The organism is Aeromicrobium sp. SORGH_AS_0981, assembly GCF_031453195.1.
Classification (GTDB): Bacteria; Actinomycetota; Actinomycetes; order Propionibacteriales; family Nocardioidaceae; genus Aeromicrobium.
On record NZ_JAVIZD010000001.1, the window covers coordinates 1485025 to 1508412 of the forward strand.

Below are 23388 nucleotides of genomic sequence, written 5' to 3' on the forward strand. Positions count from 1 at the left end.
GGCCCCATCATAGAACTTGTTCACCCACTTGCCAACCTGAACAAGTTGTCGTTATGGTCTGAACAACAACGACCTCACCGGCACGAGTCCCCCGAGGCAGCTTCCCGAAGGAGTGCACGATGGCAAACCTCAAGAACCTCCCGCTCCCGCTTCAGGAGGTCTACGAGTGGCAGTACCAGGGCGCGTGCCAGGGTCTGGAGTCCGCGCGCTTCTTCTCGCCCGACGCCGAGCGCGGCTCGCGTCGGCGCGACCGTGAGTCCGCGGCGAAGGCGATCTGCGCGACCTGCCCCGTCATCAACGAGTGCCGCGAGCACGCGCTGGCCGCCCGCGAGCCCTACGGCGTCTGGGGCGGTCTGACCGAGCACGAGCGCACCGAGATCCTGGCGCAGTCGCAGCGCGACATCGCCTCCTGAACGACGGGGCTCAGTCGGGGTCGAGGGCCGTCCGGCCCTCGGCCAGCAGGTCCGCGGCGTGCTTGTCCTCGGTGGGGGCCTGCGGGTCGACGTTCCGGTCGATCTGCTCGTTGAGGTAGCGGAACAGCTCGGCCGACGCCGCCGCCACCGGTACGGCGAGGAACGCCCCGGTCACGCCGAACAGCGTGCCGCCCGCCGTGACCGACATGAGCACGACCCCGGCGTGCAGGTTCATGGTCTTTCCCTGGAGCCACGGTGACAGCACGTTGCCCTCGAGCTGCTGGACACCGATGACGATCAGGGCCGCGATGACCGCCGCCTTGAAGTCGTTGGTCACGAGCGTCACGAGCACGGCGAGGATGCCGCTGGCGAAGGCACCGATGATCGGGATGAACCCGCCGAAGAACGTGATGACGGCCAGCGGGATCGCCAGGGGGACACCGAGGATCGCCAGACCGATGCCGATGAGGACCGCGTCGATGAACGCGACGAGGCTCTGGGTGCGGATGAAGCCGCCGATCGTGCCCCAGACGCGACCGAGCAGCTCGCTCAGGTGCAGGCCGGCGCGCTGGCCGCCCAGCGTCGCCAGCCACGGCAGGAACCGGTGCCCGTCCTTGATGAAGAAGAACGTGAGCATGAGGATGAGCACGAGGTTCAGCACCGCGTTCGTCGCCGCGCTGAGCGTGGAGAAGATGCCCGAGCTGATGGCGGCGGCGCTGTCCTGGAGGCGGTCCTGGACCGCGGCGATCGCGCGGGTGATCTGCCCGTCGGACAACGAGAGCGGTCCGTCGGTGAGCCAGTTGCGCACCTCCTGCAGACCGCCGGACGCCTGCTTGGCGATGGCGGGCGCCTGACCGGCCACCTGTGGCGTGAGGATCGCGATGGTCGCCACGACGACGCCGAGGAACGTCAGCATCACGATCAGCGCGGCGAGGGTGCTGGGCACCTTGTGCCGGCGCAGCCAGCTGACGGGCGGGGAGAGCACGGTCGCGACCAGCAGCGCGATCGACAGCGGGAAGAAGACCATCCAGAGGCTGCCGACCACCCAGCCGAGCACGAAGAGGGCTGCCGCCACCACGACGAGGCGCAGTCCCCAGCGCTGCATGGTGGCGAAGGCTTCGTCGATGACGACGGCGCGGTCGCGGACGCGGGGGGTGCTCATGCTGCTCAGCCTAGGCGGACGGTTCTCCGACGGGCGGGAGCCGCCAGTCGACCGGCGCGGTGCCGAGCGTCGCGAGGTGCTCGTCGACCCGGCTGAACGGCCGCGAGCCGAAGAAGCCACGCGACGCCGACAACGGGCTGGGGTGCGGGCTCGCCACCACCGGCACGTCGCCGAGCAGCGGCTGCAGGTCCTGGGCCTGGCGCCCCCAGAGCACGGCGACCAGCGGTGCGTCGCGGGCGACGAGGGCGCGGATGGCCTGCTCGGTGACCTTCTCCCACCCCATCCCGCGGTGGCTGGCGGGGGCGCCGACGCCGACGGTGAGCACCCGGTTGAGCAGCAGCACGCCCTGCGCGGCCCAGGCGCTCAGGTCGCCGTGCGGTGAGCGGGGCACCCCGAGGTCGGCCTCCAGCTCGGTGAAGAGGTTCGCCAGGCTGCGCGGGACCGGCCGCACGTCGGGCTGCACCGAGAACGAGAGCCCCATGGGGTGCCCGGGCGTGGGATAGGGGTCCTGCCCGACGACGAGCACCCTGACGTCGGCGAACGGCTCGCGGAACGCGCGCAGGATCGCGTCGCCGGCCGGGAGCCACGGGCGACCCTCGGCCGTCTCGCGGCGCAGCACGTCGCCGAGGCGGTGGATCTCGTCCTCGACCGGGGCGAGGGCGTCGGCCCACCCGGGCCCGACGACGTCGCGGAGAGGTGGTGGCATGTCCCGCATTCCACCAGACGCGGGGCGACGTCGCCCTTCCTGTCGCCCTACCTCGTCGCCCCGCCCGTCGCCCTCCCCACCGTGCCGACGACCGCCCGCCTCCGACGTCGCGGCGACGTCTAGACTGCTCGGCGCAGTGTCAGCCATCACCGCGTACCGCACGCTGCTGCGGATCGTCGGGCCCGCCTACGTCGCCGTAGCCTTCCTCGGGCGAGTTCCGCTTGCCATGAGCCAGATGGGCACGCTGCTGCTGGTCAGTGCGGCGACGGGACGGTACGCGCTCGGCGGTGCCGCCGCGGGAGCCCTGGCCGTCGCGAACGCCATCGGGGCGCCGTTCTTCGGCTCGCTCGCCGACCGGGTCGGGCAACGACCGGTCGTCCTCGCGCAGTCGTGGGCGGGAGGCGCGGGACTCGCCGCGATCGTGTGGACCACGCAGGCGGGTGCGTCGCCGGCCGCCATCGTCGCCGTCGCCGCGCTGGCCGGGCTCGCGACGCCGCAGATCGGACCCCTCGCCCGGGTCCGGTGGCAGCCGATCACGAAGGACGCGCCCGACCAGCGTCGCCTCGTCGACGCGGCCTTCTCCTACGAGGGCGCCGCCGACGAGGTCTCGTTCGTGCTCGGGCCGGCCACCGTGGGCCTGCTCGCCGTCGTCGTGGCGCCGGGCGACGCGCTGCTCGTGGCGGGCGGGGTGCTGGTGGCCTTCGGCTCCTGGTTCGCGCTGCACCCCACAGCGGCGCTCACGCGGCCCGAGGTCGGCGCGACGCGGTCGACGGCGCCGGTGCTGACCGCCGTGCTCGGCGTGCTGGCCCTCGCACAGCTCTGCATCGGCATGGTCTTCGGCGCCACCCAGACGGGCTCGACGGTGCTGGCCACGGCGCAGGGCGAGCCGGGGCAGGCCGGCCTGATCCACGCGACCCTGGGCGTGGGCAGCGCGATCGCGGGTCTCGCGATCGCGGCGCTGCCGGAGCGGATCGGGTACCCGACGCGCATGGTCGCGTCGGCGGCCGCCCTGCTCGTCCTCTCGGCGCCGCTGCTGCTCGTGCAGTCGATCGGCCAGCTCGTCGCCGTCATCGCCCTGCTCGGCTTCGCGGTGGCGCCCTACATGATCAGCAACTTCGCCATGGCCGGCGAGGTCGTCGTGCCCGAGCGCGTGGGCACGGCCATGACGCTGCTGGCCGGCGCCACCGGGATCGGCTACGCGCTGGGCTCGACGCTCGCCGGCCGGCTCGCCGACCTCGGCGGCCACACCCCGGCCTTCGCGGTCACCGTCTCCGCGACCGCGCTCGCCCTCGTCGTCTCGGTCCTGTTCCGGGCTCGGCGCGGTCGTGGCGGGACGCGTCCGGACGTCCGTACGGCCTGAGAGGTCCGGGCCGCGCCCGGTTGCCACGTCCGGCACCGGATGTGGCACGGTCGTGACGTCGAGGGGAGGGAGGCGTCGTGACCTGGGCCGTGCTCGGTGGGCTGGTGCTGCTCGCCCTCGTCGACAGCACGAGCGCCGGCACGCTGCTGCTCCCGCTCTGGATGCTGGTCGCCCCGCGGGTGCGGCCGGCGCGGGTGCTGCTGTTCCTCGCCACGGTCGCCGTGTTCTACGCAGCGGTCGGCGTGGTGCTCCTGCTCGGCGTCGATGCCGTCCTCGACGCGGTGTCAGGCGCCGGCGACGCCCTCGCCCGCAACCGCCCGCTGGCCGTGGTGCAGCTGCTGGTCGGCGCGGCGCTGTTCTGGTGGAGCTGGCCGCTGGAGCGGCGTGCCAAGGAGCGCGGTGGTCCGAGCCCGCGCGCCGTGCGGTGGCGTGCGGCGCTGCAGGGCGAGGGGGTGCCGGTGCGCACGACGGTGCTCGTCGCGCTCGTGGCGACGGTCCTCGAGCTGGCGACGATGCTGCCCTACCTCGCCGCGATGGGCCTGCTGTCGCGGTCCGGCCTCGACCGACCCTGGCAGCTCCTCGTGCTGCTCGGGTACGTCGTCGTCATGGTGCTGCCGGCCCTGGTGCTGCTCGCGCTGCGCCTGGTGGCGGCGCGTCGGGTGGAGCCCTGGCTGGAGCGCGCCGACGCCTGGATGACGGCCCGCACTGGCGTCGCGGTGAGCTGGATCGTCGGCCTGGTGGGCTTCCTGGTCGGTGCCGACGCGCTGTCGCGACTGACGACCTGAGCCGCCCGCGACGTCGCCGTCCTCGTCAGCGGCGGCGCGTCGTCGTCTCGGGGTTGTCGCGGGCAGGTCGCGGCGTCTTGTCGTGCGTGTGGCGCACGGTGCGCAGGTCGTCGAGGAAGCGCGTGGCCCACAGCTCGATGTCGTTCTCGACCACCTGCTTGCGCATCGCCTTCATCCGGCGGGTGCGCTCCTTCTCGGGGGCGCGGATCGCCTCGAGCAGCGCCTCCTTGAGGCCGTTGATGTCGTAGGGGTTCACCCGGTACGCCTGGCGCAGCTCGGCGGCCGCTCCGGCGAACTCGCTCAGCACCAGGGCGCCGCCGTCGTCGTAGCGGCACGCCACGTACTCCTTGGCGACGAGGTTCATCCCGTCGCGCAGCGGCGTCACGACCATGACGTCGGCTGCGCGGTACAGCGCCGCCATCTCCTCGCGCGGGTAGGAGGCGTGCAGGTAGGTGATGGGCTGCGCGCCGATCCGCCCGACGTCGCCGTTGATGCGACCGACGAGGCGGTCGATGTCGTCGCGCAGCAGGCGGTACTGCTCGACGCGTTCGCGCGACGGCGTGGCCACCTGCACGAAGACGGCGTCCTCGACGTCGACCGCACCCTCGGTGACCAGCTCGCCGAACGCGCGGAGCCGCTGCCGCAGGCCCTTGGTGTAGTCGAGGCGGTCGATGCCGAGCAGCACGCACCGGGGGTTGCCGAGGCTCTCGCGGATCTCGGCGGCCCGGGCGACCACCTCGGGCCGGCGCGCCATCTCCTCGAACCCGGCCGCGTCGATCGAGATCGGGTAGGCGCGGGCCGTGACGGTCCGTCCGTCCTCGAGGTAGACGGTGTCGCGGTGCGTCTTGTGCCCGACGCGCTGACGCACCAGGCGGACGAAGTTCTGCGCCGCGCCCGGGAGCTGGAAGCCGACGAGGTCGGCGCCGAGCAGCCCCTCGAGGATGGAGCGGCGCCACGGCAGCTGCTGGAAGAGCTCGTTGGGCGGGAACGGGATGTGCAGGAAGAAGCCGATCCGCAGGTCGGGGCGCAGCTCGCGCAGCATCTGGGGGACGAGCTGCAGCTGGTAGTCCTGCACCCAGACGACGGCGTTGCGGCGCGCGATCCGTGCCGCCTTCTTGGCGAAGCGTCGGTTGACCTCGACGTAGGACTCCCACCACTCGCGGTGGAACTCCGGCGGGGCGACGACGTCGTGGTACAGCGGCCAGAGCGTCCCGTTGGAGAAGCCCTCGTAGTACTCCTCGTACTCCTGACCGGTCAGGTGCACCGGCACGAGGGTGATGCCGTCGTGCTCGAACGTGCGCAGCTTCTCGTCGGGTGCGCCGTGCCAGCCGATCCACGCGCCACCGTTGCGTCGCATGACGGGCTCGAGCGCGGTCACGAGACCGCCGGGGGAGGTGCGCCAGGTCGTGCTGCCGTCGGGCTGGACCACACGGTCGACGGGAAGCCGGTTGGCGATCACCACGAAGTCAGCCGTTGCCGCCATGCCCCCACCCTAGGGGGTCGCGCCGACGTCGCCCCTCGACGACGCGCGTCGACGTCACCCGCGTCGGGGTCGGGTCAGGCGGGCGTACGGACGCCGACCTGCTCGAGGATCGTGTCCATCAGCTCCTGCAGCTGCACGGTGGCGTCCAGCGGCAGCAGGTCGGACTCGGTGCGTCCCGCCCGCAGGCATGCGGCGACCTCGACGGCCTCGTGGGCGTAGCCCCGCCCGATCACGGGGACGTCGATCGTCTCGGCGTCGTCGCCGCGCACGAGGGTGAACGACGTGGGGTGGTGGAAGCGCCGCCCGATCTCGATGCGTCCCTCGGTCCCGGCCACGGAGGCCGTGTTGTCGGACTGCGCCAGCTGCGTCCAGGCCAGGCTCGAGACGGGCTCGACCCCGCGCTCGCCGCATCCCTCGTGCACGAGCGTGGCCCCGCCGGCCACGTCGAAGCCGCGCTCGTGCAGCGCCCCCGCGGCGGCGACGGTGTGCGGCTGGCCGAGCAGCAGGTGCGCGAACGTGAGCGGGTAGATGCCGATGTCCAGCAGCGCGCTCGCGCCGAGCTCGGGCTCCCACAGCCGGGCCACGTCGGGGTCCGCCACGAAGCCGAGCTCGGCCCGCACCTCGCCCAGCTCTCCCAGTGCGCCCTCGCCGACGAGGCGCTGCACCTCCCGGATCACGGGATTGGTGCGCATCCACATCGCCTCCGCGAGGAACAGGCCCCGCTCGCGTGCGTGCTCGACCAGCCGTCGGCCGGTCGTGGCGTCGAGGGTCAGCGCCTTCTCGCACAGCACCGCCTTGCCTGCGTCGAGGCAGAGCGTCGCGTCCTCCAGGTGGCGTCCGTGCGGGCTCGCCACGTAGACGACGTCGACCTCGGGGTCGGCGGCGAGCTCCTCGTAGCTGCCGTACCCGCGGGCGTCGGCGGTGCCGTGCTCGGCCACGAAGGCCCGCGCCCGCTCCACGTCGCGCGACCCCGCGGCCACGACCTCGTGGTCGTCCAGCAGCGCCAGGTCGCGCGCGAAGCTGCCGGCGATCTTGCCGGTCGCGAGCACGCCCCAGCGCAACGGGCGGTCGGCAGGGACGGGTGCGGCGGGGGTCGACGACATGTCCCACGCATACCAGACGATCCCGTCGCCGAAGCGAATGACAGGCGTGTGATTCCTGGGTTACGATCGGGCCATGAGTGCAGCGGAGCAGCCGACCCACGAGACGGCACGCCCCGGCGACACCCTGACCGAGCGCGATCTGGAGATGCTCGCGATGGAGCGTCTGTGGTGGCAGTTCGCGGGGGCCAAGGAGCAGGCCATCCGCGAGAAGTTCGACATGTCCGCCACGCGCTACTACCAGCTGCTCAACGCGCTGATCGACCGCGACGACGCCCTCGCCTTCGACCCGCTGCTGGTCAAGCGCCTGCGGCGGCTGCGGGCCCAGCGCCAGCGCAGCCGGTCGGCGCGACGCCTCGGCATCGACCTCTGAGACGCGGGCGGCTGGTGTCCGACCACCGACGCACGGTGACGCGCCGGGCGTTCGTCCTGCCGTCCTGGGCGCTCGTCGCGTCCGCCGTCCTCGTCCTGCTCGGTGCCGGGTGGCTCGGCTGGATCGTCGTCGACGGCGACGACACCGCCGCGGTCGCCGCGCCCACGTCGAGCCCGTCGAGCACGCCCAGCCCCACCGCCTCGGCCTCGACGAGCGCGTCGCCCCGTCCCACGCCGAGCCCGACGCCGACCAGGACGCCGAGCCCCAGCCCGTCGCCCACCCCGACCCCCACCCGGACCACGCCGCCGGTCGACCGTGCTGCCGTGCCGGTCTCGGTGCTCAACGCCACCCGGACGCCCGGACTGGCGCGCTCGGCCGGCGCCACCGTCACGGCACGAGGCTGGACCCTCGCCGGCGTCGGCAACTGGCGCGGCTACGTGCCGGCCAGCACCGTCTACTACCCGGCCGGCCGCGAGGCCGAGGCGCGCCAGCTCGCCGCCGACCTCGGCGTCTCGGCGGTGGCCCCGGCGCCCGCCGGCATCAACCAGCAACGCCTCACGCTCATCGTCGTGGCGCCCGTCACCTGACCCCAGGTCAGGCCCCGTGCGGCCCCGTCGGAGTGTCATGATGCTGGGGTGCCTGCGGCAGATCCCCTGACGACGTCCGACGTCCCGGCCTCCCTGCTCGTCGAGCCCGAGCGCATCCTCCTCGGGCTCGACTTCGACGGCACGCTCGCGCACGTCGTCGACGACCCCACGCAGGCGTTCGCGCACCCCGACGCGGTGTCGGCGGTCGCCCGGCTGGGCCACGTGCTGGGCCAGGTCGCGATCATCACCGGTCGCCCGGTCGACCAGGCGCTCGCGCTGAGCGGCTTCTCCGGCATGCGCGGCCTCGAGCACCTGGTGGTGTGCGGGCAGTACGGCGCCGAGCGGTGGGACGCGGCCACCGGCACGCACCTGCGGCCCGACCGCCCGGCGTCGGTGGCCCGGCTCGCGGAGGTGCTGCCCGGCTGGCTCGCCGCGCACGACGCCGCGCACGTGCGTGTCGAGGACAAGGGCCTCGCCGTCGCCGTCCACACGCGCGGCATCGACGCCGGACTCATCCACGCGCTCGACGCCCCGCTGCGGGCCCTGGCCGACGAGCTCGACCTCGAGGTCGAGCCGGGTCGTCAGGTGCTCGAGCTGCGCGGGCACGCGACCGACAAGGGCGTGGCGCTGCGCGGCCTGCTCGCGGAGACGGGCCTGCGGCGCGTGGTCTACGCCGGTGACGACCTCGGCGACCTGCCCGCCTACGACGCCGTCGACCAGCTGCGCGCCGAGGGTGGCGACGGGGTGCTCGTCGCGTCGGCGTCGGGGGAGCAGGACGCGCTCGTCGGTCGGTCCGACGTCGTGCTCGACGGCCCCGACGCGGTGGCGGCGTGGCTGACCGCGTGGGCGGACGCGCTCGACGCGTGAGCAACCGCGGCGCCGGCGACGGCCCGTGGGTGGGGCATGGGACGCACACCCGCTGGACGCGGCTGCGCACGGTCGTGAACTGGGTGAACCTCAGCACGCCGGTCGGGCTGCTGGCGGCACGAGCCGGCGGGGCGAGCGTGCACCCGATCGGGCGCGGCGTCCTGGTCGCCACCGGGTGGCGATGGCGGCGCGCCGGTGTCGACGCGACGACCGTCGGGTCGGTCGTGCTCACGCCGCGCGACGTCGCCTGGCTGCGGGCGCGGCCGGCGCTGGTGCGTCACGAGGACCGGCACGTCACCCAGTACGCCTGGCTGCTCGGTCCGGTGCTCCTGCCGCTGTACCTGCTCGCCGCCGCGGTCTCGTGGGTCGCCACCGGTGACACCGCGTCGTGGAACCCGTTCGAGCGGACGGCCGGGCTCGTCGACGGCGGGTACCGACCCGCGCGCACGCGGTGGTCCCGCCGTCGACGGTCGCCCAGCCCCTGACCGCCCAGCCCCTGACCGCCCGGCTCCTGACGGTCGGCCTCAGTCGACCGTGGCGCTGCGTCCGGCGCGGGCCGGCACCAGGAACGCGGCCGCGAGGGCGACGGCCACTGCGGCAGCGGCGGCGACGAGGGCCGGCCCGACCGCACCGGCGTACCCGTCCGGCGAGATCGTGCCACCGAAGCCCTGGAACACGGCCACGATGACGGCGATGCCCAGCGCGACGCCGAACTCGCGGATCGTGTTGTTGGCCGAGCTGGCCACGGCGAGGTCGTCGCCGGGCAGTCCGTCGAGCACGGCGGTCGACATCGGCGCGAACGTCAGACCCATGCCGATGCCGGCCAGGACGAGTGGGGCGACCAGGCCGCCGTAGCCGTCCCACTGCTCCACGACGGCGGCGAACCACAGCAGCGACCCGGTCTGCAGCGCGAGGCCGGCGACGAGCAGGGCGCGGGCGCCGAGGCGCGGGACGAGCGCGCCGGCCAGCGGTGCGACCACCATCGGGGCCGCGGTCCAGGGCAGCGTGCGCACGCCGGCCTCGAGGGGCGAGTAGCCCTGCACGACCTGCAGGTACTGCGACAGCAGGAACACGCTGCCGAACATGCCCAGGCTGAACAGGAGACCGACGACGTTCGCGGCGCCGAACGCGCGGCGACGGAACAGCCGGACCGGCAGGACGGCGTCGGCGTCGAGGCGGCCGGCGCGATCGAGCCGGCGGGCCCAGCCCACGTACGCCGCCAGCATCAGCCCTGCGGCGACCAACGGTCCGAGGACGCCGGCCGACGACCACCCGTCGTCGTTGCCGTGCACGATGCCCCACACGCCGGCCAGGACGGCACCACCGAGCAGCAGGGTGCCGACCGCGTCGAGACGCCCAGGGAGGGCGCTGCGCGACTCCGGTGTCGCGGCGAGCAGCAGCGGCACCGCGACGACGGCCACCGGCACGTTGATCCAGAAGATGGCCTGCCAGCTGAGTCCCTCCACCACGGCGCCGCCGACGACCGGCCCGACGGCCACGCCGAGCCCGGCCACGCCGCTCCAGACGCCGATCGCGGCAGCGCGGGCGCTCGGGGGCACCGCCGCGGCGAGCAGGGTGAGCGACAGCGGCACGATGGCCGCCGCCCCGATCCCCTGCAGCGCGCGGGCCGCGACGAGCGCCTCGGCGGAGCCGCTCAGCGCTGCGGCGACCGAGCCGAGGGTGAACACGCCGATGCCGGCGATCATCACGCGACGTCGGCCGACGCGGTCGCCGAACGTCGCCAGCGCCAGCATGAAGGTCGCGAAGGGGAGCGTGTAGGCGTTCATGAACCACGACAGCTGGGTGTCGGTGGCGCCGAGGTCGGCCTGCACGACGGGCAGCGCGCTGGTCATGACGAGGTTGTCGAGCGTGGCCATGAACATCGGCAGCGACGCCGCGACGAGGGCGAGCGCGAGGGCTCGCCGCGATCGTGGGACGGCGGTCGGTGCGTCGACCGCCGGTGGGGTGAGCGTGGTGGACATCGGCGTCTCCTGGAGGTGCGGCGGCGGGGGCCGCCGGTTGTATGCATCGAATGATTACTTATCGGGAGCGTAAGTAATCAGGTGATAACCTGTCAACCATGAGCCCCGCACCGACGTCGCGCCTGTCCGCGGAGGAACGGCGCGAACGGGTGCTCGAGGCCGCGACGCGTGCCTTCGGCCGGTCGGGCTACGCCGCCACCAGCACCGACGCCGTCGCGAAGGAGGCCGGCGTCTCCCAGCCCTACGTCGTCCGGATCTTCGGCACCAAGCTCGAGCTCTTCCTCGAGGTCGTCGACCGCGCGACGCGGCGGGTGCGCGACACGTTCGTCGAGGTGGTGGAGTCCGGCGAGGTGCACGTGGACGACGACGGCGGTCTCGGGCCGCTCGGCGACGCCTACGCCCGGCTCGTCCTGGCCGACCGCCCCGTCATGCAGGTGATGATGCACGGCTTCATGGCCTCCTCGGAGCCGGCCGTCGGGCAGCTGGCACGCCGCCGGATGGGCGAGATCCACGACGTCGTGATGCGCACGGGCTGCACGACGGACCAGGCTCGCGAGTTCATCGCCCAGGGGATGCTGCTGAACGTCATGCTCGCGATCGGCGCGCCGGAGCACCTCGACGAGTCGCCCGCGATCGAGGCGCTGACCATCTGCGCCTTCGGGCCGCTGCTCGACGCCGTGGTCGACAACCGCGACGACGAGGGCCGGACCCGCTGACGGCCCGGCCCCCGGTCGTCGCGCTACCGGTCGACGTCCCGCTGCGCCCATCCCAGGCTCAGCCGGAGGTCGTCCAGACCCGCGTAGCGCGTCTCGACCCGGGCCACGCACACCGCGACGTCCGTCGGGTCGTCGTGCTCCTCGCACTCCGCCGTCGCCTCCGACAGGGTCGGCGGGTGCTCGACGCCGCCGTCGAGCCGGGTGACCGAGAACCCGTGCCGGGCGTCGCCCTCCACGGCGACGATCGTGCTGCTGGGCCAGGGGTCGCTGGCGCCTGACGGGGTTCCCGACAGCGCGGGGCCGAGCAGCACGGGGGCCGCGAGGGCGGCGAGCAGGGCGGGGACGGGGGGAACGGGCACGGTTGACCTCCTGGTCGACGACGCCGGTCGGTCCGGCGTCGCTCAGGACATGACCGCTCGGGGCGGTCCGCGGGCCGCGGAACCAGCCGCTGTGGACGCGCGCTCGGTGGCGGGTCGTGCCACGCTCGGGCTGTGGACGACGGCCCCCCGATGCTCGACCCGCGGACGCGCGATCTCGTCATCCGGACCGAGTGGACACATGGTGAGACGCCTGCCTAGGCTGGTCTCGCTCATCCAGAGGGGTTCAGGGACACGGCCCGACGACGCCCCAGCAACCAGCTCCGCACGTCCGCCCGGACGCGGGAGCCAGGTGCTCATTCCGTCCCGACCACCGTGGTCGGGAAAGATGACCAGGAGGTTCTCGTGAGCATCACCGCCCCCACCCCCACCCCCACCGCCGCAGGCACGTCCGGCTCTCCCGACGACGCCGAGGTGGACGTCCGCGGCTCGCTCCGAGACGGCGCCTTCGGCCCGGCGACGGGCCTCGTCTGTCGCGAGTGCGGCGCGACGCGCGAGCTCGGCCCGCACTACGCCTGTCACGACTGCTTCGGCCCGCTCGAGGTCGCCTACGACTTCGGCACGGTCACCCGCGAGCAGATCGAGGCCGGCCCGCGCAACATCTGGCGCTACAAGGCCCTCCTGCCCGTCCCCGAGGACATCGAGTCCAGCCCCAACACCGAGCCCGGGTTCACGCGCCTGCTCGAGGCCCGCAACCTCGCCGACGAGCTCGGCATCGCGCGCCTGTGGGTCAAGGACGACAGCACGAACCCCACCAACTCCTTCAAGGACCGCGTCGTGGCCTGTGCGCTGAGCGCCGCCACCGAGCTCGGCGCCAAGGTCTTCGCGTGCCCCTCGACCGGCAACCTGGCCAACGCCGTCGCTGCGGCGGGCGCCCGCGCGGGCATCCGCACGGTGGTGTTCATCCCGAGCAACCTCGAGACGCCGAAGCAGGTCAACTCGGCCGTCTTCACCGACAACCTCGTCGCCGTCGAGGGCAACTACGACGACGTCAACAAGCTCGCCAGCGAGATCGCCGGTGAGGAGGACGGCTGGGCGTTCGTCAACGTCAACGTGCGTCCGTTCTACGCCGAGGGCTCCAAGACGCTCGGCTACGAGATCGCCGAGCAGCTGGGCTGGCGCCTGCCCGACCAGATCGTCATCCCCGTGGCGTCGGGCTCGCAGCTGACCAAGGTGCACAAGGCGTTCCAGGAGCTGATCGCGCTCGGCCTCGTCGAGGACAAGCCTTACAAGGTCTTCGGCGCCCAGGCCGAGGGCTGCAACCCGGTGGCCACGGCGTTCGCCGAGGGCCACGACGCGATCCGTCCGGTCAAGCCCGACACCATCGCCAAGTCGCTGGCCATCGGCAACCCCGCCGACGGCATCTACGTCCTCGACGTGACGCGCTCGACCGGCGGCGCCGTCGAGCAGGTCAGTGACGACGAGATCCGCGAGGCCATCGTGCTGCTCGCCCGCACCGAGGGCATCTTCACCGAGACGGCCGGCGGCACCACGCTCGCCACGCTCAAGAAGCTCGTCGCCACGGGCGCGCTCGACCCCGACCTCGAGACCGTCTTCATCAACACCGGTCACGGCCTGAAGACCCTCGACGCGGTGTCGGGCTCGGTCGGACCGGCCGCGACCATCGCCCCCACCTACGACGCGTTCGTGGCCTCCGGCCTCGCCTGAGCCCCGTCCGCCCAGCCCACCGACTCCAGGAGACCCACTGTGTCCGTGTCCGTCCGCATCCCCACCATCCTGCGCAGCTACACCGGCGACTCCTCCTCGGTCTCGGCCGAGGGTGCCACGCTGACCGAGGTGCTCGACTCCCTCGAGTCCAACCACCCCGGCATCAAGGCGCGCATCGTCGACGAGGACGGCAAGCTGCGTCGCTTCGTCAACGTCTACGTCGCCGAGGAGGACGTCCGGTTCGCGCAGGGCCTGGACACGCCCGTGAAGGACGGCAGCCAGGTCAGCATCATCCCCGCCGTCGCTGGCGGCGCCTGACCCCGAGGGCGCCCCGCGCCCGACCTACTTCACGAATCGTGGCGTCAGCGGCGGGTTCCACCAGACGCCGTTGCTGGAGCGGACGGCGCCGAGGACGTGCAGCACGACCGCGACGACGATCACCAGCGGGTACAGGACGAAGCCGATCAGGACCAGCATCAGCAGGGCCGAGATCACGAGGTAGATCAGCGTCGTGATCTGGATGTTCAGGGAGTTGGCGGCCTGACGTCGCGCGAACTCGCCCTTGTCCTTGTACATGAGGTAGATGACGAGCGAGGCGACGAAGCCCAGCGTCCCGGCGCTCACCACCAGTGCGGCGGCGGGGATGGCGTGGACGACGACGCCGACGTTGCGCTCGGTCGTGTCGGGGGTCGCGGCGCTGCCGCCGGACGGGGTGCCGTGGCTCTCCTGGTCGTCGGGCCAGCCGGGGTACGCGCTCATGGGTCCTCTTCTCATGACGGGTGCTCTGCGTCCAGCCAAGCACGCCCGACCCGCTCGCGCGACGCCTCCCGGGGTGGAGTCCGGGTCTCCCCGGGGACACGGGGGTCCGAACCCTGGGACGCCGGGGGATGTCCGGCGGGTGAACCGCACCCTTCTGCCGTTCGTCCGACGCGTATAGGCTCGGTGCCGGACCGGGCCGGTCCGGTGGTCGATCGCCGTCAGGTGGGAGTGCGTCATGGTGCAGGGCACCGTCAAGTGGTTCAACGCCGCGAAGGGCTACGGCTTCATCGAGGTGGAGGGCCAGGGCGACGTGTTCGTCCACTGGTCGCGCATCAAGTCCGACGGGTACAAGACGCTCGACGACGGCCAGGCGGTCGAGCTCGAGGTCGTCGACGGACCGAAGGGCCGCGAGGCGCACGAGGTCGTCGGACACTGATCCGGACGACGTCGGCGTGACCCTGCGGGCGCGCCGCCGGGACGCTCGCGGGCGGCTGTATCCGACACTTGCGGTGTCACATGGCCGCTGACATACTCCCGGAATGTTCCCCGCATCCCTCCGCGCCGCCGAGCCCTCCTCGGTCGGCGGGGCCGCCCTCGACCAGGTGCTCGGCCTCAGCGTCGGCGCCGCCGTCGTCACCGCGGTCCTCGTCTACGTCGCCTGGGCCCACCGCACCCACCGCATCGAGTGGTTCCAGCGTCTCGGCGACGCACTCCACGCCCGCACCGGCGAGCCCGGCTGGGCGTCGATCCCGGCCCTGTTCGTGGCCAGCTCGCTCGTCGTGGCCCTCCTCGGCTTCCTCTGGGACGTCAGCCTGCACGCCGGGCGAGGTCGCGACGAGGGGCCGCTCGCGAACCCCGCGCACTACCTGATCCTCTACGGGCTGTTCGCCCTCTTCGTCGCCGGCATGAGCGCGGTCGTGTTCCCGCGCGACGGCCAGAGGCCGGGCATCGCGTCGGTGCGGATCACCCGCCGCTGGTACGCACCGGTGGCCGGCATCTTCATCGCGGCCTGCGGCTTCTACGCCCTCATCGGCTTCCCGCTCGACGACGTCTGGCACCGGCTGTTCGGCCAGGACGTCACCCTCTGGGGCCCGACGCACCTCATGCTCATCGGCGGCGCCGGCCTGTCGACGGCCGGCATCATCCTGCTGCACCGCGAGGCTGAGTTCTCCGAGGAGTGGAAGCGCTCGGCCGACAACCACAGCGCCCGCACGCTGCACAAGCTGACCCTCTCGATGGCGTTCGGCGGCCTGCTCATCGGCCTCTCGGTGTTCCAGGCCGAGTTCGACTTCGGCATCGCGCAGTTCCGCATGGTGTTCGCGCCGCTCATGATCGCCGCGGCGGCCGCGCTCACGCTGGTCGCCGCCCGTCTGTACGCCGGCCCCGGTGCGGCCCTGTTCGCCGCGTTCTTCTTCGTCATCGTGCGCGGGGTGGTCTCCTTCATCGTCGGCGACGTGTTCGGCCAGGCGAACCACGTGTTCCCGCTCTACCTGGGCAGCGCCCTGCTCATCGAGCTGCTGGCGCTCAGCAGGCTCAAGGAGCGGCCGCTCGTCTTCGGCGCGGTCGGCGGCCTCCTCATCGGCACCGTCGGGTCCGTGATCGAGAAGTTCTGGAACGACGCCGTCTTCCAGTTCCCGTGGCCCCAGGACATCTGGTTGGAGAGCCTGCTCACGGTCGTTCCGGTCGCCGTCGGGGCGGGACTGTGCGGTGCGCTGTTCGCGGTGGGTCTCGACGGTCGGCTTCCCGTCAACCGCTGGGTCGGCCGCTCGATCGTGGTCGGGTCGATCCTCGTGACGTCGCTGGCCGTCGCCAACGGGCTGAACGCCACGGTCCCGGAGGACGCGCAGGTGCGGTTCACGGTGCAGCAGGTCGGCACGGAGGACGAGCCCGAGGTCATGGTGCAGGCCACCACCACCGAGGGTCTCGTCGACGCGCACCCGACCTGGGTGCAGATCACCGCCTGGCAGGGTGGCGGCGCGGGCGTGGTCACGCAGCAGCTGCGACGCACCGGGCCCGACTCGTGGGAGACCACGAGCCCGGTCCCGATCGGTGGCAGCTGGAAGACGCTCCTGCGCGTCCAGGACGGACGCATGCTCACCGCGGCCCCCATCTTCCTGCCCGCCGACGAGGCGCTGGGAGCGGAGGAGGTTCCGGCCGAGGCGGAGATGACGCGCGACTTCGTCCCCGAGATCACGATCCTGCAGCGCGAGCGCGAGCTCGACACGTCGCCCTGGCTCTGGGGCGCCGCGAACCTCGTCGTCCTCGTCTGCAGCCTGGCCATCCTGGCGGGCATCAGCGTGGCCGTGGCCCGGGTCTCCGGCGCGATCGCCCGCGAGGGGCGGCGGCGCCGCGAGGAGCTCGAGTCCGGACCCGGCGGCGGCGACGGTGTCGACGAGGGCAGCGGGGCCGGCCGGGCGTGACCCCCGGGGAGGTGCTGTGGGCGCACCACGCGGCCCTCGTCGCGATCCCGGCCTTCGTGCCGGCCATCGTGGTCGTGGCGGTCGTGCTCCACATCGCCCGGAAGGACCGTCGCGACGAGGCCGAGGAGCGTGAGCTGATCGAGCGTGCGTTCCGCCCCGACGACGACGCCCCCGACGAGACCGAGGACGACAGGAGAGATCGATGAGGACCACGTGGGCCGGGTGCCTGCTCGGTGCCCTGCTGCTCGCCGGCTGCGGCGCGGGGGAGGACGCCCCCGACGCGTCGGCGTCGTCCACCCCGTCGGCGACCGCGGCGGCGACGTCGTCCGGCACGCCCTCGACGAGCGCGACGCCGGACTCCGAGGGGGTGACGGTCGAGGTGCGGCTCACCGCCGACGGTCCCCAGCCGCGCGGCAGGCGGGTGGAGGTGAAGGTCGGCGAGCCGGTCACGCTGACCGTGACGGCCGAGGTGGCCGACGAGGTGCACGTGCACTCCGACCCGGAGGTGAGCATCGACGTGCAGCCGGGTGACACGGTGTCGCGCACCTTCACCCTCGAACGTCCGGGCCAGGTGGCGGTGGAGTCGCACGAGACCCACGCGACCATCGTCCAGCTCGTCGTCCGGCCCTGACCGTGCTCGACCTGCTGCCGCAGCACGGCGTGGGCGGCTCGACCGACCTGCCCGTGCCGTTCCTGTACGCCGTCGTCGGCGCGAGCTGGGCCCTGACGATCTCCTTCGCCGTGCTCGCGTTCGCCTGGAAGGAGCCGCGGCTGCAGCCGACGGCGGCGAAGCAGCCCGGCGGGGGTGCCGGGCCGTGGGCGGCGGAGCAGCCCGGCGGGGGTGCCGGGCCGTGGGCGGCGGAGCAGCCCGGCGGGGGTGCCGGGCAGGCGGAGCCCGCTCGTCGACCGTGGCTGGCCGTGCTCGGTGCGCTGCTGGCCGCGTGGTTCCTGGGTGCGCTCTTCCTGGGCCCCGACGACGCGTCGAACCCGGGCATCGGGGCGTTCTACGTCCTGGTGTGGGTGGGGTTGGTGCCGCTCGCGCTGCTGGCGGGGCACGTGTGGAAGGACCTGTCGCCGTGGCGGTCGGTCCAGTGGCTGGTGGGTCGGCTCACCGGTCGTCCCGACGGGTTCGCGGTCTACCGCCCGGCGTGGGGCTACTGGCCCGCGGCCGCTGGGCTGTTCGCGTTCGTGTGGCTCGAGCTGGCCTCCCCTGACGCCGGCTCCGTCGACGCGGTGCGCACCTGGGTGGCGGTCTACGTCGTCGTGACGGTGGCGGGTGGCGTCGCGTTCGGGCCGCGCTGGTTCGACCGTGCCGACCCGTTCGACGTCTACAGCGCGGTGGTGGCACGGCTCGCGCCGCTGGTGCGCGGGCGGCGCTTCGAGCCGCACAACCCGCTGCGCTCGCTCCCGCTGCTGCCGGTGGCGCCGGGGATCGTCGCGGCGGTGTCCGTGCTGCTCGGGTCGACGGCCTTCGACAGCTTCTCTGCGTCCGAGGCCTGGCAGTCGGCCGCGCACTCCACGCTCACCACGTCGCTCGTGCTGCTGCTGTTCTGCGTGGTGGTGGCGGTGGCCTTCGTGGCCGCCTCGGTCGCGACGGGCGGCGTGACGTCGGCGCAGCGTCGTGCGCTGCCGGGGCTGATGGCGCACTCGCTGGTGCCGATCGTCGTGGGCTACGTCTTCGCGCACTATCTGACCTACCTGGTCGAGCGCGGTCAGGGCGTGGTGATCGGCCTGCTGCAGCTGCTCGGCACGGGCGACGGGCTCACGGTGTCGTACGTGCTGTCCGAGCACCCCGACCTCCTCGCGGTCTACAAGGTGGGGTTCGTCGTGGCCGGGCACGTGGTGGCGGTGGTCGCGGCGCACGACAAGGCTCTGGAGGTGCTGCCGCGAGCGCACCGGCTCACCGGCCAGCTCGCGATGCTCGTGCTCATGGTCGGCTACACCTTCACCGGCATCTACCTGCTGCTCTCGGTCTGACCCCGCCCTCCGCCCACCGCTCGTAGACTGGCGCGATGGGAACGGGTGTCGCAGCGGTCGGGGAGCTGTCGGCGCACCCCGTGGCCGTCCTGGCCATCCCCGCGTTCATCCCCGTGGTCGGCATCGTCCTGACCATCCTCTGGATCGCCCGCCAGGACCGCCGGGCCGAGGCGGCCGAGGAGTCCGACGTCAGGGAGCCGCCGCCCGTGGAGGAGCCGGCCCCGCACCCCCGCCGCCCCTGGCGTGACCGCCTCCCCCGCCTCGTCATCGGCGACGACGACGCCTAGGTCTGCGCCGCGGTTTACCACGGTCCCGTGGTAAAGCGCGTCCTCCCCAGGGATCTTTGCCTTGGGAGGACGACGTTTCCCACGGTCCCGTGGTAAACCGCCACGTCCCAACTGGCACTCTCCCCACCCGATTGCCAGTCCTGGGTTAGCACTCTTATAGTGAGAGTGCTAGACATCCGACCGGCCCGGTGAGGGTCGGGACGGCGGCGGGAAGGGATCGCCGTGCGTCCTGGCTCGTCCGTCGCGGGCACCGACCGGTCACACCCGAACCACGTCGAACCGGAGAGTTCCACATGGCCAAGTCCATTGCGTTCAACGAGGAGGCCCGCCGCGGCCTCGAGCGCGGCATGAACCAGCTTGCCGACGCCGTCAAGGTGACGCTCGGCCCCAAGGGCCGCAACGTCGTGCTGGAGAAGAAGTGGGGCGCCCCCACGATCACCAACGACGGTGTGTCCATCGCCAAGGAGATCGAGCTCGAGGACCCCTACGAGAAGATCGGCGCCGAGCTCGTCAAGGAGGTCGCCAAGAAGACCGACGACGTCGCCGGCGACGGCACCACGACGGCCACCGTCCTGGCCCAGGCGCTCGTGCGCGAGGGTCTGCGCAACGTGGCCGCCGGCGCCAACCCGATGGGCCTGAAGAAGGGCATCGAGACCGCCGTCGAGGCCATCAGCAGCCAGCTGCTCGGCATGGCCAAGGACGTCGAGACCAAGGAGCAGATCGCCTCCACCGCGTCCATCTCGGCCGCCGACACCACGGTCGGCGAGATCATCGCCGAGGCCATGGACAAGGTCGGCAAGGAGGGCGTCATCACGGTCGAGGAGTCGAACACGTTCGGCCTCGACCTCGAGCTCACCGAGGGCATGCGCTTCGACAAGGGTCACCTGTCGGGCTACTTCGTCACCGACCCCGAGCGCATGGAGACGGTCCTCGAGGACCCCTACATCCTCATCGTCAACAGCAAGATCAGCTCGGTCAAGGACTTCGTCCCCGTGCTCGAGAAGGTCATGCAGTCGGGCAAGCCGCTCGCGATCATCGCCGAGGACGTCGAGGGCGAGGCGCTGGCCACCCTGATCGTCAACAAGATGCGCGGCACCTTCAAGTCCGTCGCCATCAAGGCCCCCGGCTTCGGTGACCGCCGCAAGGCCATGCTGGCCGACATCGCCATCCTCACGGGCGGCGAGGTCATCAGCGAGGAGGTCGGCCTCAAGCTCGAGAACGCCGACATCTCGCTGCTCGGCACCGCGCGCAAGGTCGTCACGACCAAGGACGAGACGACCATCGTCGAGGGCGGCGGCTCGCAGGACCAGATCGCCGGCCGGGTCAACCAGATCCGCGCGGAGATCGAGAACAGCGACTCCGACTACGACCGCGAGAAGCTGCAGGAGCGCCTCGCCAAGCTGGCCGGCGGCGTGGCCGTCATCAAGGTCGGCGCGGCCACCGAGGTCGAGCTCAAGGAGCGCAAGCACCGCATCGAGGACGCCGTGCGCAACGCCAAGGCGGCCGTCGAGGAGGGCATCGTCGCCGGTGGTGGCGTGGCGCTCGTCCAGGCCACCGCGGCCGTGTTCGAGAAGCTGCAGCTCGAGGGTGACGAGGCGACGGGTGCGAACATCGTGCGCACCGCCGCGTCGGCCCCGCTGAAGCAGATCGCCGTCAACGCCGGCCTCGAGGGCGGCGTCGTGGCGGAGAAGGTCGCCGGCCTCGAGCCGGGCCACGGCCTCAACGCCGCCACGGGCGAGTACGTCGACCTCATCGGCGAGGGCATCATCGACCCCGCCAAGGTCACGCGCTCCGCGCTGCAGAACGCCGCCTCGATCGCGGCGCTGTTCCTCACGACGGAGGCCGTCGTCGCCGACAAGCCGGAGCCCGCTCCGGCCGGTGGTGGCGCCCCCGACATGGGCGACATGGGCGGCATGGGCTTCTGAGACGTCCTCCGGACGTCCAGGTCGAGCAGCCGTCGGCGTAGCGAGACCTGAGCCAGCACCACCCCTGACGAGGGCCCCGACCGGTTCGCCGGTCGGGGCCCTCGCGCGTCGTGGGACAGGTCGTCGGTCACGACCGTCGGTGGTCCGTGCCAGGGTGAGGGGCGTGGCTCGTGCACCCGTCCCCGACGTCTGGCTCGAGCGCGTCGGGCGTGTGCTCGACCCGCTGCCCGACGCGCGGCGCGAGCGTGCCTGGACCGGCGTCCGCTGGGTCGTGCGGGGCGCCAACGTCGCGCACCTGTTCGGGGGCGAGGACGGCCTGCTCCGGGTCACGTTCCGTGCCCCGATGGACGAGGTGGCCGCCTTCGAGCACCTCGGCCCGCCGTACTTCCGGGTCGGGCGCAGCGGCGACGTCGTCGGCCTGGTGCTCGACGACGGCGTGCACGACCCCGACCTCGACGAGCTGCACGAGCTGCTGCTCGAGTCGTACTGCGTGCAGGCGCCGCAGGAGCTCGTCGCGCGGGTGGAGCGCCCGGCGCCGTGACCGCCCCGGACCGTGACTGCCCGTGCCCTGGCAGGATGCTCGGGTGGAACCGAACGCGGGTCTGGCCCCCGAGCACCGCGAGCGTCTGCGCGCCGCCGGGGCCGACGTCGACGCCGTCGACGCGCAGACCTGGACCCGGGTGCACGACGGGGTCCCGACGTGGTGGCACGACTGCGACAACGCGCTCTACCTCGCCGACGGTGCCCTGCTGCCCCCGAAGGTCCTCGAGCAGCTGACCCTGTTCCCCGTGCGCGACGTCGTCGTGGCCGTCGGGTCGGCGCTGCGCAGCATCGCGTCGCTCCTCGTCGGCGGCGACGGTGCCACCGTCTTCGTCGACGCCGGCTGCGAGCTGACGGCGGGCGAGCTGTTCTGCGGTGGCGGGTCGAGCATCGTCCTGCACGGTCCCCTCGTCGCCACCTGCTGCGCGGTCGTGGACGCGCGCAACGGCGGCAGCGTGGTGGCCCTGCCCGAGCAGCTGTGGGCGGCCGACGTGTACGTGGCCACCGACGACATGCACCGGCTCGAGGACCGGACGACGGGGGAGCGGCTCAACCCCTTCGGCGCGCGCGTGCGTCTCGGCCGCCACGTGTGGCTCTGCAAGGACGCCGTCGTCACGGGCCACGCCGACGTCGGCGACGGTGCCGTGGTGGGCATGCGTGCGGTGGTCCGGGGGCAGAAGGTGCCCGCCCACAGCGTCGTCGCGGGAACCCCCGCGCGGGTGGTGCGCGACGACGTGGCCTGGAGCTACGACGACCGTCCCTGAGCCGGCTCCTACCAACCGCCGGAGCCGGCCCAGCACCCTTCTCGCATGCTGGTCACCCGTCCGGACGGTGCAGCGCCCCGCCGTAGCGTGCACGGGTCGCCCCACCCCGGCGGCACGTCCCCCACCCCGTGCGGTCATCCCGCAGGAAGGAGCTCGTCGTGTCCGAGCCCACCCCCGTCATCGAGGCCCCGAAGCGTCGCGGCCGTCTTGTCGCGATCATCGTCGCGCTCGCCGTTGTCGTCGCCGCCGTCGTCATCTTCCTCGCCACCCGTGGCGGTGCCGACGAGTCCGCCGGCGACTCCAAGACCTGGCGGATCGGCGTCGTCGGCGCCAGCGACCCCTACTGGGCCGAGTACGAGAAGGCCGCCAAGAAGGCCGGTCTCGACGTCGACATCGTCGACTTCACCGACTACGCCCAGCCGAACCCCGCCGTCGCCGAGGGCGACCTGGACCTCAACCAGTTCCAGCACATCGTCTACCTCGCCGACTACAACGTCTCGAACGACCAGGACCTCGTGCCGGTCGGCGCCACGGCCATCTACCCGCTCGGCCTGTACTCCAAGAAGTACACCGACGTGGCCGACATCCCCGACGACGCGACCGTGGCCGTGCCGAACGACGCCAGCAACCAGGCCCGTGGCCTGCTCGTGCTGCAGTCGGCCGGACTCATCACGCTCAAGGACGGCGGCACGATCTTCTCCGACGTCGCCGACGTCGACACCAGCGCCTCGCGCGTGAAGGTGACGGCCCTGGACGCCAACGTGACCGCCACGTCGCTCGACGACGTCGCCGCCGCCATCGTCAACAACGACTTCGTCGAGAAGGCCGGCCTGAAGTTCTCCGACGCGATCGCGCAGGACGACCCGTCGGACCCGAACGCCCTGCCCTACGTCAACATCTTCGCCGCCCGTGCCGACGAGGCCGACGACCCGTCGGTCAAGAAGCTCGTCGAGGTCTACCAGGACACGAAGGCCGTGACCGACGGAGTGCAGGAGGTCTCCGGCGACACGGCCGTGCTGCTGAAGACCCCCGTCGACGAGCTCGTCGCCGCGCTGAAGAAGACCGAGCAGCAGACCGCCGACCAGAAGTGAGCCACGCACGGGTCCCGCGACGCGACGTCGCGGGGCCCGTCGTCGT

The 23388-nt window shown here is 72.6% G+C and carries 27 protein-coding genes and 1 riboswitch; of the genes, 20 read left to right on the forward strand and 7 right to left on the reverse strand.

All coding sequences use genetic code 11. The features are described 5' to 3' along the window. The first annotated feature begins 119 nt into the window (after positions 1-119). Positions 120-413: a WhiB family transcriptional regulator gene (locus tag QE370_RS07575; protein ID WP_067854091.1), complete on the forward strand. Its 294-nt coding sequence runs from the start codon at positions 120-122 to the stop codon at positions 411-413. Between the two features lie 10 nt (positions 414-423). Here QE370_RS07575 and QE370_RS07580 read toward each other — a convergent pair whose 3' ends face one another. After that, complete coding sequence (locus tag QE370_RS07580) at positions 424-1575, reverse strand: AI-2E family transporter (RefSeq protein ID WP_309633978.1); 1152 nt, start codon at positions 1573-1575, stop codon at positions 424-426. Positions 1576-1585: 10 nt separating this feature from the next. Continuing rightward, positions 1586-2281: a uracil-DNA glycosylase gene (locus QE370_RS07585; protein ID WP_309633979.1), complete on the reverse strand. Its 696-nt coding sequence runs from the start codon at positions 2279-2281 to the stop codon at positions 1586-1588. Positions 2282-2417: 136 nt separating this feature from the next. Between QE370_RS07585 and QE370_RS07590 the strand changes: the two genes are divergently transcribed. Together QE370_RS07590 and QE370_RS07595 are read left to right on the forward strand one after the other, a co-directional pair. Continuing rightward, on the forward strand, positions 2418-3641 hold the full coding sequence (locus tag QE370_RS07590) for an MFS transporter (RefSeq protein WP_309633980.1): 1224 nt from the start codon (positions 2418-2420) through the stop codon (positions 3639-3641). Between the two features lie 77 nt (positions 3642-3718). Then, on the forward strand, positions 3719-4426 hold the full coding sequence (locus QE370_RS07595) for a GAP family protein (protein WP_309633981.1): 708 nt from the start codon (positions 3719-3721) through the stop codon (positions 4424-4426). A gap of 25 nt (positions 4427-4451) precedes the next feature. Here the strand turns inward: QE370_RS07595 and QE370_RS07600 are convergent, their stop codons facing one another. Next, positions 4452-5909 carry a trehalose-6-phosphate synthase gene (locus QE370_RS07600; protein WP_309633982.1) on the reverse strand — a complete coding sequence of 486 codons (1458 nt, stop codon included), beginning with the start codon at positions 5907-5909 and terminating at the stop codon, positions 4452-4454. 74 nt (positions 5910-5983) lie between these two features. After that, positions 5984-7012, reverse strand: a complete 1029-nt coding sequence (locus QE370_RS07605; RefSeq protein WP_309633983.1) for a Gfo/Idh/MocA family oxidoreductase — start codon at positions 7010-7012, stop codon at positions 5984-5986. Between the two features lie 73 nt (positions 7013-7085). On the opposite strand from QE370_RS07605, the gene QE370_RS07610 reads away from it, so the two are divergent. The 4 genes from QE370_RS07610 to QE370_RS07625 are packed head-to-tail and all read left to right on the forward strand — an operon-like array spanning position 7086 to position 9321. Continuing rightward, the gene (locus QE370_RS07610; RefSeq protein ID WP_067854109.1) at positions 7086-7382 is read left to right on the forward strand and encodes a DUF3263 domain-containing protein; all 297 of its coding nucleotides are present in this window, start codon (positions 7086-7088) and stop codon (positions 7380-7382) included. 14 nt (positions 7383-7396) lie between these two features. Continuing rightward, the gene (locus QE370_RS07615; RefSeq protein ID WP_309633984.1) at positions 7397-7969 is read left to right on the forward strand and encodes a LytR C-terminal domain-containing protein; all 573 of its coding nucleotides are present in this window, start codon (positions 7397-7399) and stop codon (positions 7967-7969) included. Between the two features lie 48 nt (positions 7970-8017). Beyond that, positions 8018-8836: a trehalose-phosphatase gene (gene otsB / locus QE370_RS07620; RefSeq protein ID WP_309633985.1), complete on the forward strand. Its 819-nt coding sequence runs from the start codon at positions 8018-8020 to the stop codon at positions 8834-8836. Further along, on the forward strand, positions 8833-9321 hold the full coding sequence (locus tag QE370_RS07625; RefSeq protein ID WP_253025436.1) for a hypothetical protein: 489 nt from the start codon (positions 8833-8835) through the stop codon (positions 9319-9321). The genes otsB and QE370_RS07625 overlap by 4 nt, the downstream gene beginning before the upstream one ends. 39 nt (positions 9322-9360) lie before the next feature. On the opposite strand, the gene QE370_RS07630 is transcribed toward QE370_RS07625, so the two are convergent. After that, positions 9361-10818 carry an MFS transporter gene (locus QE370_RS07630; protein ID WP_309633986.1) on the reverse strand — a complete coding sequence of 486 codons (1458 nt, stop codon included), beginning with the start codon at positions 10816-10818 and terminating at the stop codon, positions 9361-9363. A 98-nt stretch (positions 10819-10916) separates the two neighbouring features. Here QE370_RS07630 and QE370_RS07635 point away from each other — a divergent pair, with 98 nt between their 5' ends. After that, complete coding sequence (locus QE370_RS07635; RefSeq protein ID WP_309633987.1) at positions 10917-11534, forward strand: TetR/AcrR family transcriptional regulator; 618 nt, start codon at positions 10917-10919, stop codon at positions 11532-11534. A gap of 23 nt (positions 11535-11557) precedes the next feature. Here QE370_RS07635 and QE370_RS07640 read toward each other — a convergent pair whose 3' ends face one another. Continuing rightward, complete coding sequence (locus tag QE370_RS07640; RefSeq protein WP_309633988.1) at positions 11558-11893, reverse strand: hypothetical protein; 336 nt, start codon at positions 11891-11893, stop codon at positions 11558-11560. A 227-nt stretch (positions 11894-12120) separates the two neighbouring features. Further along, positions 12121-12246: riboswitch (SAM riboswitch) on the forward strand. A gap of 79 nt (positions 12247-12325) precedes the next feature. Between QE370_RS07640 and thrC the strand changes: the two genes are divergently transcribed. Beyond that, entirely contained in the window at positions 12326-13579 is a 1254-nt protein-coding gene (gene thrC / locus QE370_RS07645) for a threonine synthase (protein WP_309635246.1), read from the forward strand. 39 nt (positions 13580-13618) lie between these two features. After that, positions 13619-13897: a ubiquitin-like small modifier protein 1 gene (locus QE370_RS07650; RefSeq protein WP_067854124.1), complete on the forward strand. Its 279-nt coding sequence runs from the start codon at positions 13619-13621 to the stop codon at positions 13895-13897. Positions 13898-13921: 24 nt separating this feature from the next. On the opposite strand, the gene QE370_RS07655 is transcribed toward QE370_RS07650, so the two are convergent. Next, positions 13922-14338, reverse strand: coding sequence for a DUF4870 domain-containing protein (locus QE370_RS07655; RefSeq protein ID WP_253025426.1), 417 nt, complete (start codon positions 14336-14338; stop codon positions 13922-13924). A 235-nt stretch (positions 14339-14573) separates the two neighbouring features. Here QE370_RS07655 and QE370_RS07660 point away from each other — a divergent pair, with 235 nt between their 5' ends. The 10 genes from QE370_RS07660 (at position 14574) to QE370_RS07705 (ending at position 23342) form a co-directional block, all read left to right on the forward strand. Continuing rightward, positions 14574-14774: a cold shock domain-containing protein gene (locus QE370_RS07660; RefSeq protein WP_253025424.1), complete on the forward strand. Its 201-nt coding sequence runs from the start codon at positions 14574-14576 to the stop codon at positions 14772-14774. A 103-nt stretch (positions 14775-14877) separates the two neighbouring features. Further along, entirely contained in the window at positions 14878-16758 is a 1881-nt protein-coding gene (locus QE370_RS07665; RefSeq protein WP_253025422.1) for a hypothetical protein, read from the forward strand. After that, complete coding sequence (locus QE370_RS07670; RefSeq protein WP_253025420.1) at positions 16755-16964, forward strand: hypothetical protein; 210 nt, start codon at positions 16755-16757, stop codon at positions 16962-16964. Before QE370_RS07665 ends, QE370_RS07670 begins: the two co-directional genes overlap by 4 nt. Then, on the forward strand, positions 16961-17389 hold the full coding sequence (locus tag QE370_RS07675) for a hypothetical protein (RefSeq protein WP_309633989.1): 429 nt from the start codon (positions 16961-16963) through the stop codon (positions 17387-17389). The genes QE370_RS07670 and QE370_RS07675 overlap by 4 nt, the downstream gene beginning before the upstream one ends. A 2-nt stretch (positions 17390-17391) precedes the next feature. Beyond that, positions 17392-18735 carry a hypothetical protein gene (locus QE370_RS07680; RefSeq protein WP_309633990.1) on the forward strand — a complete coding sequence of 448 codons (1344 nt, stop codon included), beginning with the start codon at positions 17392-17394 and terminating at the stop codon, positions 18733-18735. A 35-nt stretch (positions 18736-18770) separates the two neighbouring features. Further along, positions 18771-19022 (forward strand): hypothetical protein, encoded by a 252-nt coding sequence (locus QE370_RS07685; protein ID WP_309633991.1) that lies wholly within the window; start codon positions 18771-18773, stop codon positions 19020-19022. Between the two features lie 293 nt (positions 19023-19315). Continuing rightward, entirely contained in the window at positions 19316-20947 is a 1632-nt protein-coding gene (gene groL / locus QE370_RS07690; protein ID WP_067854150.1) for a chaperonin GroEL, read from the forward strand. 163 nt (positions 20948-21110) lie between these two features. Next, complete coding sequence (locus tag QE370_RS07695) at positions 21111-21488, forward strand: MmcQ/YjbR family DNA-binding protein (protein ID WP_309633992.1); 378 nt, start codon at positions 21111-21113, stop codon at positions 21486-21488. 43 nt (positions 21489-21531) lie between these two features. Continuing rightward, positions 21532-22251 (forward strand): hypothetical protein, encoded by a 720-nt coding sequence (locus QE370_RS07700; RefSeq protein WP_309633993.1) that lies wholly within the window; start codon positions 21532-21534, stop codon positions 22249-22251. 158 nt (positions 22252-22409) lie between these two features. Continuing rightward, complete coding sequence (locus QE370_RS07705) at positions 22410-23342, forward strand: MetQ/NlpA family ABC transporter substrate-binding protein (RefSeq protein WP_309633994.1); 933 nt, start codon at positions 22410-22412, stop codon at positions 23340-23342. Positions 23343-23388: the final 46 nt, after the last annotated feature.